The sequence below is a fragment of the Pelagibacterium halotolerans genome (genome assembly GCF_044811015.1).
GTDB lineage: Bacteria > Pseudomonadota > Alphaproteobacteria > Rhizobiales > Devosiaceae > Pelagibacterium > Pelagibacterium halotolerans_A.
This window is the reverse complement of sequence record NZ_CP085243.1, coordinates 2,181,070-2,200,707: the sequence shown is the minus strand read 5'-3', so window position 1 is coordinate 2,200,707 and position 19,638 is coordinate 2,181,070. Positions and strand designations below refer to the sequence as shown.

Here is a 19,638-nt window from a genome sequence, read left to right as displayed (position 1 = left end):
GCACCGCCCGACACGGCGGCGTCGCACGAACCGCCTCCACCGCTTTGCCGGATTGCCGGGATTGGCGTTCACTGGATTCAAGCATCACGAGAGGAAGATGTTCGGTGCCTCGCATGCCGCAGGCCGGTCGCCGCTCCATCACCGTCCAGCACGATGACGAAAATGGCGTCCCGGCTGCCCGGGTCCGCCCCTTCGCCGGCCGGCTCAGGCCGTCGCGATGCCCTGTCGGGAGGCTTCGGGTGCGGCCAATGCCGTCACCCGAACGAATGTCGTGATCCCGACCGCGACCGCGCCGATGATGGAGAAGACGAGCTGCCAGGTTTGGGACGGCATGGTGTGCTCTACGATGCCATGCGTCGCGTGGAAGCCGGCAAGTGCGGCCGGAACAGCGAAGGCGAGCGCGACGAGCAGTCTCAACCAAGTCGAACGCAGGACGGTGAGCAGGAACTGGCCGATACCGAAGGTGGCGCCGGCGGCGAAAGCGCCGATGAGGAAAGCGCCGAATATTCCGGCGCCCGTCTGATGCGTCCAGATGCCGACATTCAGGCCGACGAAGAATGGCAACGCGAACACCGCGAGAGTGAAAAGCAGCCAGCACAGCAGGCCAATGACTGCGAACGATCCGAGGATTCCTAGAACGATCATGGTGGTGGTCTCCGTGAGAGAAGGTCTAACGGTCGCGCCATCCACCACCACCACCGCGGCGCAATCGTCAGCATAACCGAAACTGGCCTGCTTCGGGAGCGGAAATCGTCGATCCGCATCCGCAAAGCGGGTTGCCTCCGGTCAGGAGGCAAAGGGGTCGATCTCGTTGATGATGGCATCGTCGTCACCGTCATATTCGGCGGCGGGCATGGCCGAGACGGTGCCGTCACCGGCGCGGAAGATGACGATCACGGTCATCAGGGTGGCGGCGAGGCTGAAGGCGAAGGCGTTTGCTTGATCGAGGGACATCGTTCCGGCTCCTGTCTTGGAGGCGGGGGACCATCCCCCGCGCGACAGGCGCCCGATGTGTCCGGCTGAAGGCCGCAATCACCGCGGAGGCGAAGCCTCAAGGCCGCGCGCTTGCGTAGCGGACCCTTCACGGGTTGATGGCGCCAGGCCATCGGCCGGACCAAGGTCAGCGCATAAGAAGCGGGAGTGGTACTCCGCTGGGGAGCCAGATCGTTTCGTTGAGGCAATGCACAGATTGCCGCGTCTCAGTTTTAGCAGCGTGATCGATCCATGGAAAACTGCGGCAGGTTTCGACGCCATCTCGGACACTCGATGGCCGTTTGCGGATCCCCGAAAGCTGCCCTTCGTACAGCGACTGAGTACGACAAGATCGGGGCCGATCTAGACAGTCCTGGTCGTGCTGAAATGTGATCAGTTGTGATATAAGTTGGTACGAGGGGGCACTATGTATCTGTCGCGAATCAGGATTGAGAATTTCCGCAACTTCCGCGACCTTGATGTCGCGCTTGGCGGTAACATTGTCATTGTCGGCGAAAACCGCGTCGGAAAGAGCAATTTGCTCTTTGGCCTGCGCCTTGTCTTCGACCCCTCACTGCCCGATAGCGGCCGACAGCTCGGCCTCGCGGACTTCTGGGACGGGTTGGAGGAGATTACCGCCGATACAACCATCACCATCTCGGTAGAGATCAAGGATTTCGAGGAAGATCTCGACCTCCTAGCGGTGCTGACCGACTATCGCCTCGATGACGACCCGGGCACAGCCCGCCTTACCTATCAATTGCGTGCTCAGCCTGGCCTTGATCACGCCCCCGCTAGTGACGATGATTTCTCATTCGTTTGCTTCGGCGGCGAGGACGAAGCTAAGCGCTTCGGTCATGATCTTCGGCGCCGCATCACGATGGATCTGCTGCCGGCCCTTCGGGACGCCGAGGGCGATCTTGCTGCTTGGCGCCGGTCCCCGCTTCGTCCCCTCGTCGAAGATGCGTTCATCGGGATCGACAAGGATGCGCTCAAAGAAATCGGAGACAAGATCGCGGAGGCAAGCGCCGCGGCGATCGATTTCGACGAGGTGAAGACGCTCGAAGCCAGCATCGCAGAGCTATTTTTGGCAATGGCTGGATCGAAGCAGGATGTGCATCCATCGCTTGGCTTCAGCTCGACCGACGCCACGCGCATCAATCGGCAGATCCGGCTGCTGATCGATGAGGGCCGGCGCGGCGTCGCCGACGCCAGCCTCGGCTCGGCAAATCTTATCTTTCTCACGCTCAAACTGCTCGATCTTCAGCGCTTGATCGCTGCCAACAAGCGTGATCAGTCGTTGCTCGCGATCGAGGAGCCGGAGGCTCACCTCCATCCGCATCTTCAACGCCTTGTTTACAAGCATCTCTTTGAGACGATTGTCGATGGTGGAGACGGCGCGGATGGCGACAATGACGACGATGCCGCCGGACCGCTTTCGGTCATTCTGACCACCCATTCGCCGCATATCGCAAGCGTTGCCCCGCTGGAGTCGCTCCTACTTCTCCGATCGCACTCGAACGAGGGGACGAAAGGATATTCGACCGCCGCAGCGGACTTCACCAAAGCCGACACCGAAGATCTCGAGCGATATCTCGATGTCACCCGCGCGGAGATTGTCTTCGCGCGCGGAGTCATCCTCGTCGAAGGTGACGCAGAGCGATTTCTCATCCCGGCTTTTGCCGAGGAAATGGACATCTCGCTCGACGAGTATGGCGTGTCGGTGTGCTCGGTCGCCGGAACAAACTTCCAGCCCTATGTGAAGCTGCTCTGTGCCTTGCGCATCCCGTTCTCTGTCATCACCGATTATGACGAAGTCGACGAGAAACCTCGCGCCTACAATCGGGCGCTCAAGCTCGTTCGGATCGTCGACGTGGCCGCTGGCGGTGACGACACCGACGCGGTGATCAAGGCGATCCAGGACAAAAAGACCTGGGGCGAAACATTCGCTGAAATTCAGAAGTTCGGCATTTTCGTGAATTGGAGCACGCTCGAGACTGAGCTATTCGAGGGCGGCTATGCCCAAGAGATGATAGAGACCCTCTACGAGCACAACTTCAGCGCTGAGCGTAAGGCGATCCTCAATGCGTGGGAAGCGAAGCCGAAGCATTTCGACGCTGACGAACTGCTCAAGATGATCGAACAAATGGGCAAGGGGCGGTTCGCGCAAAGACTAGGCTCAGGACTCATTGATCAGAGCCAGAAGATGACGGCTGCTGCGATGCAGATGGCCGAGAAGAAGGTGTGGGCGCATCGGTCGTAGCGGGTTGCGATGCGCCTCCAGTCCTTGAGCTTTGCGAAAAGGTTCTCGACCTTGTGGCGCTGACGGTAGAGCGCCTTGTTGTAGTCATACGGGACCTTGCGGTTGCGGCTCGAGGGAATACAGGGCTCGATGCCTCGTGCTTGAAGTTCCTGGCGGAACCAGGCGCTGTCGTAGCCGCGATCGGCGATCAGATGGGAGGCCGGCGGCAAGGCGTCGAGCACGAGGCGGGCGCCCGTGTGATCGCTCATCTGGCCTTCCGACAGGAGCAGGATGATCGGCCGACCTTCACCGTCGCAAACGGTGTGGAGCTTCGAGTTCAGTCCGCCCTTTGTTCGCCCGATGCGACGGGGAACAGCCCCTTTTTGAGCAGGCTCGCCGCGGTGCGGTGAGCCTTGAGATGCGTCGCGTCGATCATGATGCGCTCGGGTTTTGGCCCTTTGCCGGCGAGCCCGGCGAAGATGCGGTCGAAGACACCCATCCGGCTCCAGCGGATGAAACGGTTGTAGAGCGTCTTGTGCGGCCCGTAGCCGGCCGGCGCATCCTTCCACTGCAAACCGTTGCGGATCACATAGACGATGCCGCTCACAACCCGTCGGTCATCGACCCGCGGCACCCCATGCGACAGCGGAAAGAACGGAGATATCCGCGCCATCTGGCGCTCGCTCAGCAAAAACAAATCACCCATCAAGGCCTCCTGTTGGAAGCCGTGAATCACATCTCAAACGAAATTAATAGGTCCTGAGCCTAGGCAGTGAATGGCCGCGCTTCCTCCAGTTCCTGTGCCTGCACGAGCACTGTGCAACTTCGCTTCGCTCGCGTGATTGCGTTGTACAGAAGGCGCTGGGGCATGTCGCGGTGAAAAAGATTGATGGCTGTGCCGCCCTTCATGGCGAAATCCCCACCCCGAAAAATGAGCGGCGCGACATCGAGCAGAAGCTGCACGGTCTCGAAATAGCGTTTATCCACGGTCAGGTCCTGATCGTACCGGCTGCGTGGCGCCGTACATAGGGCGTGGCCGATCCGGTGTGGATCCGGGCCATGTCGAGTTCCTCCATGATGGGGAGGGGGGCCTGTTTGGCGAGTTTCAGGAAAAGCCGCACCGCCTTGATGCTGCGACAGCTTTCCAGAAGCGGTTGCATCAGCATCGCGCGCAGGCCGAAGAGGCTCTCGACGAGATGGGTGGCCTCTTCCAGCGTTTGATGTTGCGGGACCCCCCACAGCATTTCCAGAACGGCGCGTTCGGGTTCGGCAACCCGCAGACTCACCATGTCGCGCCATGGCGCAACGCCCTGGTCATCATCGTCAAAAAGGTGACGTTTCCGTACTGTGAGCGGAAAATGCGCCTGCATCCATTCAGGCAGGCGGAACGGGCTTTGCGCGAAAAGTTCGGTATCGGGGCGATGGGCGAGATTGTGCTGATAACCGTGCCAAGCGAGCGCTGTCTTGCCGCCGACATGGAAATTGCCCGGCAGGGCCGCCAGGGAAAGGAGCAGTTCCGGTTCATCTCCGGCGCGCAGGAACCAGCCGTGCCCCAGCCTGATGAGCCAACCCGCCTGAACGTAATGATAGGCAAGCTGCGCCGACACGCCCTGCTTGGCAAGCCAGGCCGCTGTCAGCGGCTGGCCCGGCCGGGCATGCGTCAGAACCTGTTTCAAAAGACCGTATTTTTCTAAAGCCATGCTATATATTTGGGCTTAAGTGTTGCACTGTCAAGATAGGTATTTTCAGAAACGATACGCTTTATAAAGTGAGGCTTTATAATTACTCTCTGGATGGGAACAATGATGCCGCTCCTTCCCCGGCGAACCAGACAGCCAATGCGCGCTTCAGAGTCAGCTACTGGGCACACGCGGAAAGCATACCTACGCCGCGAGAAGCCGGGAGAACAATCGGAGCCTATAGCGTATAATCGGTAGGTGTGGGGATTGGCGGTAGCGGTCCTCCGCTACCAAGTCCCCATTTCAACTTATTGATTTTATTGGTGAATTTCTCGCCCAGCTTGGTGTGATCGGGTTCCAGCGTTGGACTATGGCGCTAATAACCTGTTTTTAAATGGTAATTTTTTGAGGGTTCAATTCGAAGGGCTACCATTTTCCGTTCGGCATACCGTGTCATCCAAGGCGCAATTGACATCTGAATTAATGTCGGCTTTGCGCACCGGTGTCCGTCAAGCCGCCGGCTCGGGCATCCGGAAGTCGGCGAGAGGCTATCGTGGGCTGGTCGCGACGACTGTCGTTAGGAAGGGCCTAAGCCAAATCCAGGAGCCGATACGATGTGGTCGGGGACGCTGCCGTCGCACCATAGGTCTTTGAAAAAGTCCACAAACGTAGTGCGTGACGGAGATTGCGCGGGATAGTTGCAGCCATTTTTGTCGATCAAAGTGGCCCAGACAATGTCCGCGGGTCTGGTCGCCAAAGCGTTTGCCGAAATCTGCAGTCATTACATCTCCAAGTTGAAGCCGCCGCGATACTGGCAGGTCATTCCTCCGGCTTGTGTGGATTGACTTGCCGATTGCGCCACCCGCTCCCTATAACCCACCAATGAGCAAACTGTTTGAAGAACTGGACTATCGGCCAACGGCAATTGGACCGCTGACGCTGCGGCGGCGGCGGCGGCGCGAGCCGGTGACGGGCACGGATGTCTTCGAGATCAAGCTGGGCGAGGAGCACCTCATGTCCAGCCTGTTTACAGCGTCTGAAATTGCGTTGGCGCGGCTGCCCGGTTAGAAATGCAAGGGATGGCTGCTATGCGCGGAGTGCATGGCTGTTCGATTCCCTAATCGCCCCCAGTGAGGCGGGCTTCCAAGGTATCGAGCGCTCCGTACAACTTCCGCCTGCACCGATCGCGGAATGCCGGGAATTATGCCGGGTCGGTTCAGAGCCAGATAGACGGCAGCCGACCCCAAAACAGGTTATGCGGTAAGCAAATACCTACGCCGTTAAAAGCCGAGAGAACAATCGGAGCCTGTAGCGTATATCCGGTGGGTGTGTGGATTGGCGGTATCGGTCCCTAGACTCGATACCCTAACGTTGTATCTCCTCCGCTGGAGCACGCCAGAGCGGCGTCTTCCTCCTCGGCCGAGTTGACCTAGAGGCTATCGCTGCCGACGGACCGGCAAACGACTGCGTCCCGCCTATGTCGGCCGTCGAGGGAACTTCTCCGTTTTCTAACCGCAGCGTTTTGTGTCAGTTGCGAACAACCGCCCCGGCGGGAAATGGGGTTTGCACCGCAACCAAGGCTGCCAATGCTGCCCGAGGGGTTTATGCTGGGACGGCGGACATCCACTAATCTTCGAAGCAAACAAAGCCCTTACCTCCGTTTCCCCAGCCTATCCCTTGACCCAGCTCCGCGGGGCGCGCGGACCATAACTGGGCCCTTCAAGACCGCGCTCCAGATATTTGCGCACGGTCTTGCGGTCCAAGTCTGTCTGCCGTGCGATCGCACTGATCGACAGACCTTTTCTTCTCAAATCGTGGATCAAAACGATCCTCCTCAGTTCGACCACCCGATAAATGCCTCCATCAACGTCTTTGGGGCTCTCAATCGGGTAGAAAATGGACGATATCCGCACCGCAGGGCATGCCCTGCGGTGCGGACACTTCAAGCGCCAAACTGGGGATTTTTACTTCGGCACAAGTGGGGAGTATTCAGCCGGTACCGACAGGTCGCACATGCGGATCGGATAGCGAACGTTCGCAAAATCAGGGATTGGTCCCGCCCCGGCAGGCCGGTCGGGAAAGCAGCCGGTGATCGGCTGAACAAGGCGCGAAATCAGACAAGAGCTCGCTCCAAAACAATGGCAAGCGTGTGTGCACCGCCATCGAGCGGCACACGAACTTTCTTGCCGTTGATCGTTAAGTCCTTGCCATCGAGATTCACGCGCCTTGTTGCGCCCGGGTCCACCTGGGTGACGGAAATGTCGTACTGGCTGGCGCCCAGTCTTACGCCGGCTTGAAAACCCGGCCAGTCGGGGGGCAGCACCGGATCGACAATCAGGACATTGCCCCGGCGCGATATCCCGAGAATGCTCTCAATGCCTGCGCGGTACATCCAACCCGCCGAGCCCGTGTACCATGTCCATCCACCTCGCCCGGCGTGAGGGGTGACCGAATAGACGTCGGCCGCCACCACATAGGGTTCGACCTTGTAGCGGCTGGCGGCCTCGGGGGTATCAGCGTGATTGATCGGGTTGAGCATGGCAAATAGATCGTGGGCCTTGCGGCCTTCTCCCAGCTTGGCAAAGGCGAGAATCGCCCACATGGCAGCGTGGCTGTACTGCCCGCCATTTTCCCGAAGACCCGGGGGATAACCCTTGATGTACCCGGGGTCGTGTGACGTCCTATCGAAAGGAGGTGCGAAAAGTAGTGCCAGACCATCATCCTTGCGGATCAGGTGCTTTTCGAGCGATGCCATGGCGATGGCGGCCCGCTCAGGACGGGCTGCGCCTGAAAGTACCGCCCAGGTTTGCGCGATGGAATCAATCCTGCATTCCTCGCTTTGCGCCGAGCCGAGCCAGGTGCCATCATCGAAGGTGGCGCGGCGATACCATTGGCCGTCCCAGGCGTGAGTTTCGAGTGCCTTGCGCAGTTTCGTGGCGTGGGCCTGCCAGCGTGCGGATCTTTGCAGGTCGCGGGCTTTAGCCAGGGGGACAAGCTGGTCAACCGCGCTGATGAGGAGCCAGCCAAGCCAGACGCTTTCGCCTTTGCCACCCTCACCCACTCGGTTCATGCCGTCGTTCCAGTCGCCGGTGCCGATCAGCGGAAGGCCGTGATGGCCGGTGAGGGCGATGGCCTGATCGATTCCGCGGGCGCAATGCTCAAAAAGCGAACCGGAAGTTTCTGCCTTTTGGGGGATGAAAAAGGCGTCATGCTCGCCTTCTGCCAGGTGCTGACCCTCGAGAAACGGCACGGTCTCATCGAGGATGCCCGCATCGTCGGCAACAGCGATGTAGGTGGCGGTGGCAAAGGCCAGCCATACGCGATCATCGGAAATCCCGGTGCGCACGCCCTGGCCCGAATGGGGAAGCCACCAGTGCTGGACGTCGCCTTCGATGAACTGGCGACCGGCGGCGCGCAGGATGTGATGACGCGTCTGGTCGGGGCGGGCAAAGGCAAGCGCCATGCCGTCCTGAAGCTGATCACGAAAGCCATAGGCGCCGCTGGCCTGATAAAAGGCAGAGCGGGCGGTGATGCGGCAGGCGAGCGTCTGGTAGAGCAGCCAACCATTGAGCATGATGTCCATGGTTCGGTCTGGGGTCCTGACCTCGACGGTGCCCAGCAGATCACGCCAGTATGCCGCGACTTCCGCCAGCAACGCATTGAGGTCGGCTGTACGGTAGCGCGTCACAAGCGTACTTGCTTCCTCGGCGGTTCCGGTCTGGCCGAGAAGAGAGACGATTTCGCACGACTGCCCGGGTTCGAGTGAGACGCACATCTGTTGGGCCGCGCAGGGGTCAAGGCCGGCGCCGATTGCTCCGGAAAGTCGGGATGGACATGTCAGCGCCCGTGGTGACGCCGTATTGCCATTGCGGCCAAGGAACTCGGTGCGGTCGGTCGTCCAGCCTGTGGTACGCGCACCCAGATCGGCGAAGGCCACTCGACCTGGAAACAGCGTGCCCCAGCGGTTGCACGCCAGGATTGCGCCTGTCTGGCCATCGGTTTCCGTGACGATGAAGGGGGCATTGGACCCGCGCTGTGTGCCGAGCACCCACTCGATGTAAGTGGTGACCGTGAGCTGGCGCGGCCGTTTCGAATGATTGGTGAGTTTGAGCCGCGATATCTTGACCGGATCGGCAAGGGGCACCAATTGGGTCAGCGTGCTTTCGATACCATGGGCTTTGTGAGCGAAGGCGCTGTATCCGAAACCGTGACGGGCAATGTAGCGGCCTGAATCGCGAATGGGTTGAGCGACCGGGCTCCACAGCGCGCCGCTTTCCTCGTCCCGGATATAGATCGCTTCGCCATTTGGATCGCCGACGGGGTCGTTGGACCAGGGGGTGAGCTGGTTTTCGCGGCTGTTCTGTGCCCAGCTATAGCCGCTGCCATCTGCAGAGACCTGAAATCCGAAGCCAGAATTGGCGATGACGTTTATCCAAGGGGCTGGGGTCGATTGGCCTGCTTCGAGCAGGGTTACATATTCAGTGCCGTTATTATCGAACCCTCCCAGCCCGTTGAAGAATTCGAGGCCGGTCTGGATTGCAACATGTTCAGTCCCTATTGGGGGCACCGTCGGCGTCGGAGGAGCGGCTTGTGCCTCAGGCGTTACGGCATTGCGGGCAAGCTGGTCGGCAATCGGGCCATGACGAGCCAGGAGCACGACCCGCGCGACGGCATAAACAAGGTCACGGGTCTCGGCCGCCATCATATCGGCACGCAACAAGTGGACGACGCCTTGAGCCGGCTTCTCACTGAAAGGTAGACGGGACTGGCTGGTGCGGACAGCAGTTTCGATAGCACTTTGGAGGTCCTGCACATAGGAGGCGGCGCGCTCGTTGACGATCACCAGATCCACGGCCAGCCCCTTCATGCGCCAATATTCGTGAGCGCGAAGTAATTGGCGGACCTGCCCCATGTCCTCGATATCCTCAATGCACAGCACGACGAGGGGCAGATCGCCTGAAATCCCGTAAGCCCAGAGGCCTGATTGCGGTCCGATACCTTCGGCAAGTGCCTCGGCGGGCATACGGAAGCGGGAATCTGCGTAATGGATCGGAGCGGCGAGGCGCTGGAAGTCGGCGGCCTGCTGCGGACTGGTGCCCAGATGGTGTAACTGGACGTGCGCCTGTGTCCACGCCAGGGTCCTGGTTCGCTCGAAAGCACTGCGATTGCGATGGCTGTCGACCAGTTCGAGCAGTTTTTCGCGCGAGCGTGCGACCATGGTCCAAAAGGCGACGCGGGCGGCTTTTCCGGGCAAGATGCGGACACGCTGGCGCAGCGAAAACACTGGATCGAGCACAGTGCCCACAGTGTTTGAGAGCGCCGGGCCATCTGTGATGGCGATCGGATCGGCAATCGTCCGGTTGCGACCGATAAAGCGCGCCCTGTCCGTTTCGTATTGGGGTTCGCCAACGATCTCGCCCTCGACGACGGTGAAATGGGCAGCCCAGACTTCGGGTTCCGTTGGGTTGCGCCGGCGTCGGGTAGCGATAAGCGCTCCGAACTCGGCGAGATATTCGGTGATGACGAACATCTTGGAAAAGGCCGGATGCGCATTGTCCGAGGCTGGGGTAGCCAGAACGAGTTCGGCATAGGAGGTCAATTCGATCTCGCGTACGCGCCGCCCGGAATTGGTCAGCGAGATGCGGCGCACCTCCCCGTCGTCCTCACCCGAGACCAGCAACTCCATTGCTGTAGTGAGTGAGCCGTCGCGGCGGACAAATTCCGCGTGATCTTCGGCAAAGATTACACTGTGCGTATCGGGTGTGCCGCCCATGGGCTGGGCGCCGGGCGACCATGCTGTGCCCGTCTGCGTGTCCTTGAGATATACGAAGGCGCCCCAATCGTCTCTCGTGGCGTCCTCGCGCCAGCGCGTGACGGCGATATCGCGCCAGCGGCTGTAGCCCGCACCCGCTCCCGTGATCATCACGGCGTAGCGGCCGTTCGACAGCATATGGGTCGCGACGGGTGCATCGGAAGCGGCGCCGGACATGCGGCGCACTGTCGGAAGTCCTTTGCCGTTTGCGCCGGCGCGGATCTTGAGTTCTTCGGCTCGCGTGTGGGCGACGGCGACGTCACGCGGCAGTTTTTCGGCCAGCAGCAATTCGGTGGCCCTGATCATCGGTTCGCGATGGAAGCGGGCGCGCATGCGGCCATCGAGCAACGTATTGACCATCGAGACGATGGTCATGCCCTGGTGGTGCGCCATCACATTGCGAACGATTGCAAATTTTTCCTTGGGCGGCACTCGTGCGGGGGTGAAATCGAGCGCTTCGTAGAAACCGTAAGGTCCGAGCGCCCCCATATCGGCGAGACGGGCGTAATTCTCGTTGGCGCTATGCGGATCGACCATCGCTGCCAGCCCGGTGGCATAGGGGGCGATCACGAGATTGGCCGATAGCCCGCGCTTGAGCCCGAGGCCGGGCACGCCGAAATTAGAATACTGATAGGTGAACTCCAGATCACGGGCGTTGTAGGCGGATTCGGAAATCCCCCACGGCACGCCGAGACCGCTGGCGTAGTCTATCTGGCGCGCAACGATGGTGCGGTTGGTCCGCGCGAGCAGACTTCCATCGGGCGCCCGCATGACCAGAGAGGGCATGAGATATTCAAACATAGATCCCGACCACGAGACGAGCGCCGAACCAGTGCCGATGGGGGTCGCCGTGCGCCCGAGCCGGAACCAGTGCCGGGTTGGCGCATCGCCCTTGGCAATGGCGTACAGGCTGGCCAGTCGCGCTTCGGACGCGAGCAGATCATAGCAACTGGGATCCAGGTCGTTGTCGACGAGCGAATAACCAATCGAGAGCAGCTTGCGATCTGGATCGAGCAGGAAGGTGAAATCCATACCCAGAGCCATATCGCGCGCGGCCTTGGCCAGTGCCTGAAGGCGGGCATCGAGTTGGGCCGCATCAGTCTCGATTGCTGTGCGATCACGGGTGAACTGGTTGAGTGTTTCGCCCACGGCCTGGATCCAGAAGACCAGCTCGGAGTTGGCACTGTGGTTTTCGCACGCGGCCTTGAGCGCCTTGTCAGCCAGACGCGCCAGTGGCGGCGACGTGCTCTCCATCGATTGGGCGCCGGCGAGCAAGGTCTCGATTTCATCCAGGGTTGCGACAAGGGTGTCGCCTGCTTTTCCGGACTGTTTGGCCAGCGCCAGCCGCGCAAGACTGAGCGTATCGATCAGGCCCGTCCGATTTTCGGTCGGCGGTGCGCCAATCCATTCCTCGCACGCATTGGCCAGGGCGATGAGATGTCCCGCCAGATTGCCGCTATCGACCGAGGATACATAGGCCGGTTCGAGCGTTCGCAAATCCTCGGTATCGTACCAGTTGAACAAGTGCCCATTGTATTTGGCCAATTTGCCCAGAGTCTCGAAGCTCGCTTCAAGCCGCTCCACAGTGGACAGTGTTCCCGTCCACCCAAAATCGTGGGCGGCAACAGCAGAGAGAAGGTAAAGGCCGATATTGGTCGGAGAGGTTCGGTGCGCGATGGCGGGGTGGGGTGCTTCCTGGAAATTGTCCGGCGGTAGCATGTTGTCTTCGGGCGTGACAAAGGTCTCGAAAAACCGCCAGGTGCGCCGGGCGATCAACCGAAGTCCTGTTGCCTCCGATGCTGTCAGAATGCGTTGTTTGGTGAGATCGGGACGGCTGACATGGAGCGCGATGGCTGGAGCCGCAAGCCAGAGCATCGCCAGCGGCACGATCAACGGCCAGTTGCCAGGAGCGATCAGGAGCGCACCGGTCAGCAGGGCGGTTGCGAACACGGTGCCGCTGGCCATCTCGATGTAGAAACCCGAAACGGTAAGGCGGGGGCGGCGAGCGGCCTGCGCGGCGGTTGTCCATTCGAGAAGCGTGCGGTGCGAGATGTAGAGGCGAAAAAGCGTCCGCGCTATGGCATCGAGATTGCGCCAGGCTTCATCGGGAAGAAAAGCGAGCCTGAGGACGACTTGGATCGTCGCAAGTTTTGCTTCCCGGGCGAGGCCTACATAGTGGTGCGGCAGATGCAGACCTTTGCGGTGGGGAAGAACGGAGAATGCAATGGGCAGAAAAGCTGGGACGGCGATTGTGATGACAATCAACGCAACACCCACGAGCGCGGTGGGCATGGGCAAAAGACCTGCCAGCACAAGTGCCAGAACGGAAAAGGGTGCCAGGAGCGCACGGCGAAGATTGTCGAGCAACTTCCAGCGCCCTACTGCGCCGACGCCCGATTTGCCGAAGATCCAGGGCAGCAACTGCCAGTCGCCGCGGGTCCAGCGGTGTGATCGCCGCGCGGCGACATCGTAGCGGGCTGGAAAATCCTCGACGAGTTCGACGTCGGAGGCCAGACCGGCCCGGGCGAACGTGCCTTCCAAAAGGTCATGGCTGAGCAGGGTGTTCTCGGGGATGCGCCCGGCCAACGCATCTTCGAAGGCATCGACGTCGTAGATGCCCTTGCCCGCGAACGAGCCTTGACCAAGAAGATCCTGATAAACATCCGAGATAGCGCCCGCGTAAGGGTCCATGCCGCCCGGTGAAGAAAAGATGCGCTGGAACAGCGATCCATCCCCTCCACCCGGCAGTGCCGCTGTAACTCGAGGCTGCAGAATGGCGTAGCCATCGACGATCTGCCGGATTTCAGCGTCGAACCTGGGGCGGTTGAGCGGGTGGGCCATTTTGCCGACGAGTCGCAAAGCGGTCTCGCGCGGCAGCATGGTATCTGCATCGAGCGTGATGACGTAGCGCACGTCCTGTGGAACATGCGGGCGCGCATCGCCAGTGGAGACGAAACTGGTATCCTCGGCGCCGCGCAACAGCCGGTTGAGTTCGTGGAGCTTTCCGCGCTTGCGCTCCCACCCCATCCAGATCCCTTCACCTGGATTGAACTGGCGTCGCCTGTGTAGAAAGATAAAGCGATCGCCAGACGGTCCCGGGCCGTGACGCGTGTTGAGTGTGGCGATGGCGCTATGAGCGGTTTCGATCAGCTCGGCATCACTCGCCATGATCTCCTGAGCCGCATCCATGCCATCGGCCAGCAAGGCGAAATACACATCGCCTTCCGCGCCCGAGAGGTAGTGAACTTCCAGCCCTTCGATCTGCTCGAAAAGGTCGGCCTTAGTCGTAAGGAGCGTCGGGACGGCGATCAGCGTACGCAGGGAAGACGGTACTCCTCCTGCCAGTTCAAGCCCTGGCAGGGCTGAAGCGCCCACGTGACCGGCAATGGCCCTATTGACTAAGGCGATGGCGATCTCTGTCGCGGGCAGCAGTGCGGTGATGGCAAAAAGGAGCAGCCAGACGCTTGGCGTGCCGTGGGGTAAGGTTAGCCATGCGCCGGCCGCGATGACCAGCACTGTGACAACAGCAATGGCGCCCACATAGCCCTCGAGGCCCAAACGGATCGGGATACGGCTGATCCACAGCTGTAGCGGTGAGCGAAAGCCAATGCGCGCTTCAAAATCTTTTCGGCCTTGCCCGATCAGATGAAAGCCCGGATCGCTCAACCGTTCGGCTTCGGACGGGGTTTTGGCTTGCGATTGTGCCTCGTTGCCAGCCGCCAGCGCCTCGCCGGCAATATCGAGTTCGGATTTGGGCGCGCCGTGAGCCAGTTGCTCGATAGCCGAGCGATAGAGGTTGCGAGTCGCAAAATCCATCTCCGCAAACCCGCTTGCGGAGGACAGGCGCGCATCTACAAGACTCACTGTTTCGAACAGGGCCGCCCAATCCACATCGGAAATCAGCCGCATGCTTGTGATGATATTGCGCGTGGTAACGTTGGACGCACCCTGCCGCTGCTGGGCATGCTGCACGACCATTTCCATCGAGGTACCTTGCGCTGCAAGACGCTGCTCGAGCCAGCCTTGCGCCGGAGTCGTTTCAGGATCTTGGTCGCGCAGCCGTTTCGCGAGTTGGGCGGCAAAATGTTCCGAAAGTGGTTCGGAAGGCATAGGCAAGGCCGTGCTTGTTTCCGGGCCCACTGCCAACAGCCGGTCGGCCAGCGCATCGGCGTCGGATCGCGCAGTTCGTCCCACGGTGATCTGGTCCGCAAGCCGGCGCAAATTTTCGACCAGGACGATCCGCAGCGTGATGGCGACGGCCCAGAGCTCGCCGATGGTCAGTGGCTGAACGCGCTGATAGGCAGCGACGAAACGTGAGAGCGTTTCGGGATCGAAGTGGCTGTCGGTGTGCGCGACGAAGGCCCAAGCGATGCCAAAGACGCGCGGGTAGCCGGCGAACGGGCCATTGGCGAGCTTGGGGAGCTGGCTATAATAGCCGGGTGGCAAGTCCTCGCGGATTTCGCGTATCTGGGCTTCGACGAGATGATAATTATCCAGCAACCACTCGGCTGCCGGTACGACACCACGATCGCCCTCGACCTCCAAAGCGCTCGCGCGATAAGCGGTGAGCAGGGTCGCGGCATTGTCGTCAAGCCGACGATGGAGGGAACCTACACTGGCCGGCCGGGATGCAAGGGTCTGCGCGTGTGCCAAGCTTTCGGCGTGCTGCTCAAGACGCTCCACGCCAAAGAGTTCCTCGCGCACCGGGCTCGGATCATCCCAAGGTGATGGCCGATGATAGATATTGGAAACCAAGTCGGCGAAAGAGTGCATTTGTGGGTCCTTTTGCTCACGTCACGACCCGAACAGATGCGAACACTCCCTGCGACTTGAGTTTAGGGTGCCGAAGGCGGGCTTTTCTGGGATTTCGAAAGATCGACGTTGTGGGCGTCCGGCGTATCCGGTGACGCAGGCTGATTTTGGCGCTGCATCCACGTATGGACGTCGGTTTGCGATTGGGAATTGGTTATTCCGCTTCGATCCCGCACCATGGTCACGAGTTGCTGTTCCGAATTGATCATTGTCAGGTCGAGCGGTGTAAGGAATGACCACTGCTTAAGCGCATTGGTACGCAACAGCGTCTTTTGCCTGGAGACATCCAGCGGTTCACCGGATTGATAGGAAAACATTGAAAACGCTCCCGCGAGAGCGGGTGAGCTAGGAACTCCAAAGGACCGGCAAAGTCACCGTGCCAAGCCTGCACTCTCATCATACAAATGGTGACCGAGCGGTGCTACAACAAGGCAGCGCCGCTGTCACATCGGGTGAGGCGCCAGACTCTATCTATTTGCGCCGAGGCGCCGCGCCATGCCATGAACGCGGAAGTTCTCCTCGAACACGCGTCGCACCTCCACCTTGAGCTCCTCATCCCGCTTTGCCGGCGCCGGCAGCCGGGAAGGATCGTGCCGCTTGGCAACATGGTCGTGGTAGGTCGAAGGGGCAATCGGCAGCAGTTTGCAGATCGGCTCGACCCTGAACACCGAACGGTGTTCATCGATGAAGGAAATCGTCGCTTCGGTTAAGCTCCGCCATCGCAAAACATGCCGACGTCTTGCGCAATATTTCGTTGGCTTGGCAAAGCGGTTTTTGAGACGTTCCGCACCGAAGGCACTGGGATGGCGGCACACTCATCCAAGACTTACGTTTTCGGTCAACCCTTTTATTGCACACCTCCAATAGCGATATAATGGAAAGCAGGATTACCCTGTCTGGCCGGATAGTCCCGGTACGAGCCTGAAAGGCTTTCTCATGAAAAACCGCATCCGCAAAGCTGAAGGGCGCAGCAAAACGGCCCTCGCGACTCGAATCGATCTTTCAACTGCCGAGCAGATAGCCTGCGGCGAGAATGAAGGCATGGTCACAGTCGTTGAAAGCCCTGCCGCAGAATGGCATCCGGCGCCACATGCGGAAACCACGAGCCTTGAGCGTAGGGTATTGGCACACGAGCGCATTCTTCAGTCACTCATCGCGCACATGGCCGAAACAAACCATGATTTTCTACAACGTTTGCAGCAGACCTTCCGCTTGCCAACAAAGTACCGCGAGCAGGACTACACCGACACTGAGGATTTCGCAGAAGAGTTCGTCCGCGCTATAGAAGTGGCGGTCCAGCGCCAAAGAGCCAGGGCCGCCCCAAAAGTGTCTGCAACCGGCAGGCATACGGTGGTCGTCGAAATTCCGGATGGCGCCGCGACCGCGGCTAAGTCTGGCGGATTCCATATCAGAAAGAGAAACGGTGTCTGGGAGGTGAGGGAGAACGGCGTATTCCGCGGGGATTATCTGCAGGAGCAGCAGGCTATCGCAGCTGTTGGAGAGGCCGAGCAATACAACTAGGCATAGTTCCGCTCGGGCAGACGTCGGAGATTTGAACAACCCGTTGCGAAACATAGCTGGCAGGAGAGTTCATGCTCATCCGTTTTGGGTACGAGATTGCCGTTCGCTGCGAGGCGCCGACACCGATGGTTTGCCTGATGGACATCCGGCCTGAGCGCCGCAGGGATATGGTTTCACCCGAGAAGGTCGTTACAACGCCGGAAGTCCCGAAACGCACCTATCTCGACATGTTTGGCAATGTCTGCCGGCGCTTTACTGCCCTTCCGGGCGATTTTTCCATTTGGGCGGATGGTGTCGTCGCGGATTCAGGATTGCTAGATCCAGTCCACTCGAAGGCACAGGAAGTTCCGGTACAGGACCTTCCCGACGCGTGTCTGTCGTTTCTCCTTGGAAGCCGATATTGCGAAACCGACGCGCTAAGCCAGGCCGCGTGGGACCTGTTTGGGCATGAGGCGCCAGGTTGGAACCGGGTACAGGCCATCTGCGACTACGTTCACGGGCACCTTGCATTCGGCTATGAAAATGCGCGGGCCACGCGTACGGCAAAAGAAGCTTACGAGGAAGGGGTTGGAGTCTGCCGCGACTATGCGCACCTTGCCATTACTTTTTGCCGTTGCATGAACATCCCGGCGCGATATGTGAACGGCTATCTTGGCGACATCGGGGTGCCAATCCTTGATCCGATGGATTTTTCTGCGTGGATGGAGGTTTATCTCGACGGCGAGTGGATGACATTCGATCCGCGCAACAACGTTCCACGCATCGGTCGTCTGCAGGTGGCGCGTGGTCGTGACGCTGCTGACGTTCCGTTGATCAACTCTTTCGGCCCGCATACTCTAAAGTCGTTTCGTGTGTGGACTTATGACGTCACAGGTTTGCGCTGATCGCCCGAGCGGGCGGCAATGCAGCTCTTCTTGCTGCTGGGAGTCTCCGTCATGACGGACGAGAGTAAAGCCGATTTGCCACAGGAGTTAGCCGACCGCGTTACGAAACCGTTCGCGCGCTTTCTGAAGATCGAAGCCGCGGCGGGTGGGCTTTTGCTCCTTTCGGTCGTTCTGGCGCTGCTTCTGGCAAATTCAGCTTGGTCAGCATACTTCCTCGCATTTTGGGAGACGCCGATCGGCCTGCATTTTGGCTCATTGGACTTCAGTCGTTCATTGCAGCACTGGATCAACGACGGGCTGATGACCCTTTTCTTCTTCGTTATTTCCCTTGAGCTCAAACGGGAAATCGTTCTTGGTGAACTGCGTGACCCACGGACGGCGGCGCTGCCGTTCGCGGGAGCTCTCGGCGGCATGGTCGTGCCGGTCGCCATCTATCTGACCTTGATGGGTGGCCTTCCGGGTATCCACGGGTGGGGAACGGTTATGGCGACGGATACCGCGTTCGTGATCGGTTGCCTTGCATTGTTCGGCTCCCGAATCCCACCTGCTCTGCGCCTGTTTTTGCTGTCTCTGGCCATATTTGACGACGTTGGCGCAATCCTTGTAGTGGCTTTCGGTTACGGCGACGCACTGAACTGGTCTGCTCTCGGCCTCGGAGCAGCCGGGCTCGGTATGGTTGCCGGGTTTGCTCGCTTGGGGATCAGGAGTATTCCGGTCTACTTCCTGCTGGGAGCCTTAGTGTGGCTTTGCTTCGATGCGTCCGGTGTTCACGCAACGATCGCCGGCGTCATACTGGGCTTGATGACACCGACGCGCACGTGGGTGAGCGACATACGCCTGCGCGCGATACTCGGGCGTGTTCTCGCCTATCCCGGGGGTGAGCACTGGAGCGGGGACACGCTAGACCGGCGCGACCTGCGGCAAGCCGGAAGAGCGGTTAACGAGTCACTCTCTCCCGTCGAACGCTTGGAAATTGTGTTGCATCCGTGGGTTGGATTCGTGGTGATGCCAATCTTCGCTCTTGCCAATGCCGGGGTGGCGGTCACCGGCGTGGATCTAGGTCAACCGGTTTCGATTGCGATTGCGGCGGGTCTGGTTTTGGGTAAGCCAATCGGCGTCTTCAGTTTCAGTTGGCTGGCCGTCGGTCTCGGCCTGGCGGTCCGGGGAACTGGCCTGAACTGGCCGTTTGTCTTGGCAGGTGCATTTCTCACCGGCATCGGCTTCACCATGTCACTTTTTATCGCTGGGCTCGCCTATGCTCCCGCAATGCTGAATGCAGCCAAAATCGGCATACTCGCCGGTTCGTTTTGCTCCGCCCTGGCAGGGCTGGGATTGCTCCTTTGGCTGACTTGGCCGAGACGCAGTCGAACCTGATCCATCACCGTAATTCGACCTTCGCAAACCGCGTATGTCCGGTTTGTATGTCACCGTTCAGGTCGAGCCTTAATCAAAGCCAAGCGTGATTGCACGCGGTCGGTCGGCATGCGGCTCAATCATGTTGAGTGCCGCCACCCGCTCGGCATGGTCGTCAGCCAATGTCAGGCAGGCGTCGACCAGAAGGCCGTGGCGGTTCTCCATCAGCCCATGTCCCATGAAGCATAACTTCGCCTCCTTGCCTTTGCCCTTCTTGTAGAGCCTGGCATCGGGGTCGGTGGCTGATGCGTGCGTGTCGTTGGTCCGCTTCCGGCCGCCAGCCGAGGGCGGTCCGGCGCGAAC

11 protein-coding genes, 4 pseudogenes and 1 other annotated feature are annotated in these 19,638 nt (G+C 60.0%); of the genes and pseudogenes, 5 read left to right on the top strand and 10 right to left on the bottom strand.

What is annotated here, in order from left to right; translation table 11 throughout:
* Positions 1–204: 204 nt before the first annotated feature.
* Complete coding sequence (locus LG281_RS10810) at positions 205–645, bottom strand: hypothetical protein (RefSeq protein ID WP_404400534.1); 441 nt, start codon at positions 643–645, stop codon at positions 205–207.
* 141 nt (positions 646–786) lie between these two features.
* A complete protein-coding gene (locus LG281_RS10805) occupies positions 787–954 on the bottom strand; it encodes a hypothetical protein (protein ID WP_404400532.1) in 168 nt (55 codons plus the stop codon).
* 445 nt (positions 955–1,399) lie between these two features.
* On the opposite strand from LG281_RS10805, the gene LG281_RS10800 reads away from it, so the two are divergent.
* Positions 1,400–3,235, top strand: a complete 1,836-nt coding sequence (locus tag LG281_RS10800) for an AAA family ATPase (protein WP_404400530.1) — start codon at positions 1,400–1,402, stop codon at positions 3,233–3,235.
* Here LG281_RS10800 and LG281_RS10795 read toward each other — a convergent pair.
* From LG281_RS10795 to LG281_RS10785, 3 genes and pseudogenes are all read right to left on the bottom strand, one after another.
* Positions 3,166–3,920, bottom strand: a protein-coding gene (locus LG281_RS10795; RefSeq protein WP_404400528.1) for an IS5 family transposase whose coding sequence is annotated in 2 segments (ribosomal slippage) — positions 3,166–3,587 and positions 3,587–3,920 — 756 coding nt in all. Because the reading frame shifts where the segments join, the coding sequence is not laid out codon by codon here. The two genes, LG281_RS10800 and LG281_RS10795, sit on opposite strands and share 70 nt — an antisense overlap.
* 155 nt (positions 3,921–4,075) lie before the next feature.
* Positions 4,076–4,201: pseudogene (locus LG281_RS10790) on the bottom strand (nucleotidyl transferase AbiEii/AbiGii toxin family protein); the annotation flags it as partial.
* A gap of 2 nt (positions 4,202–4,203) precedes the next feature.
* Positions 4,204–4,914, bottom strand: a complete 711-nt coding sequence (locus LG281_RS10785; RefSeq protein WP_404400508.1) for a type IV toxin-antitoxin system AbiEi family antitoxin domain-containing protein — start codon at positions 4,912–4,914, stop codon at positions 4,204–4,206.
* An 861-nt stretch (positions 4,915–5,775) separates the two neighbouring features.
* Between LG281_RS10785 and LG281_RS10780 the strand changes: the two genes are divergently transcribed.
* Positions 5,776–5,961 (top strand): hypothetical protein, encoded by a 186-nt coding sequence (locus tag LG281_RS10780; protein ID WP_404400526.1) that lies wholly within the window; start codon positions 5,776–5,778, stop codon positions 5,959–5,961.
* 620 nt (positions 5,962–6,581) lie between these two features.
* On the opposite strand, the pseudogene LG281_RS10775 reads toward LG281_RS10780, so the two are convergent.
* From LG281_RS10775 to LG281_RS10760, 4 genes and pseudogenes are all read right to left on the bottom strand, one after another.
* Positions 6,582–6,740 (bottom strand): annotated as a pseudogene (locus LG281_RS10775) (helix-turn-helix domain-containing protein); the annotation flags it as partial.
* Between the two features lie 266 nt (positions 6,741–7,006).
* Positions 7,007–15,478: a GH36-type glycosyl hydrolase domain-containing protein gene (locus tag LG281_RS10770; RefSeq protein ID WP_404400524.1), complete on the bottom strand. Its 8,472-nt coding sequence runs from the start codon at positions 15,476–15,478 to the stop codon at positions 7,007–7,009.
* Positions 15,479–15,540: 62 nt separating this feature from the next.
* Positions 15,541–15,834 carry a hypothetical protein gene (locus LG281_RS10765; protein ID WP_404400522.1) on the bottom strand — a complete coding sequence of 98 codons (294 nt, stop codon included), beginning with the start codon at positions 15,832–15,834 and terminating at the stop codon, positions 15,541–15,543.
* A gap of 171 nt (positions 15,835–16,005) precedes the next feature.
* A pseudogene (locus LG281_RS10760) lies at positions 16,006–16,291 on the bottom strand (IS3 family transposase); the annotation flags it as partial.
* Positions 16,141–16,250, bottom strand: a sequence feature (AL1L pseudoknot). Its footprint overlaps the pseudogene before it by 110 nt.
* A 162-nt stretch (positions 16,292–16,453) precedes the next feature.
* Between LG281_RS10760 and LG281_RS10755 the strand changes: the two are divergent.
* The 3 genes from LG281_RS10755 (at position 16,454) to nhaA (ending at position 19,296) form a co-directional block, all read left to right on the top strand.
* Positions 16,454–17,038, top strand: coding sequence for a hypothetical protein (locus LG281_RS10755; RefSeq protein WP_404400520.1), 585 nt, complete (start codon positions 16,454–16,456; stop codon positions 17,036–17,038).
* Positions 17,039–17,109: 71 nt separating this feature from the next.
* Positions 17,110–17,922, top strand: coding sequence for a transglutaminase family protein (locus LG281_RS10750; RefSeq protein ID WP_404400518.1), 813 nt, complete (start codon positions 17,110–17,112; stop codon positions 17,920–17,922).
* Between the two features lie 51 nt (positions 17,923–17,973).
* Positions 17,974–19,296 carry a Na+/H+ antiporter NhaA gene (nhaA, locus tag LG281_RS10745; RefSeq protein WP_404400516.1) on the top strand — a complete coding sequence of 441 codons (1,323 nt, stop codon included), beginning with the start codon at positions 17,974–17,976 and terminating at the stop codon, positions 19,294–19,296.
* A 72-nt stretch (positions 19,297–19,368) separates the two neighbouring features.
* On the opposite strand, the pseudogene LG281_RS10740 reads toward nhaA, so the two are convergent.
* Positions 19,369–19,611: pseudogene (locus LG281_RS10740) on the bottom strand (IS5/IS1182 family transposase); the annotation flags it as partial.
* Positions 19,612–19,638 lie beyond the last annotated feature (27 nt).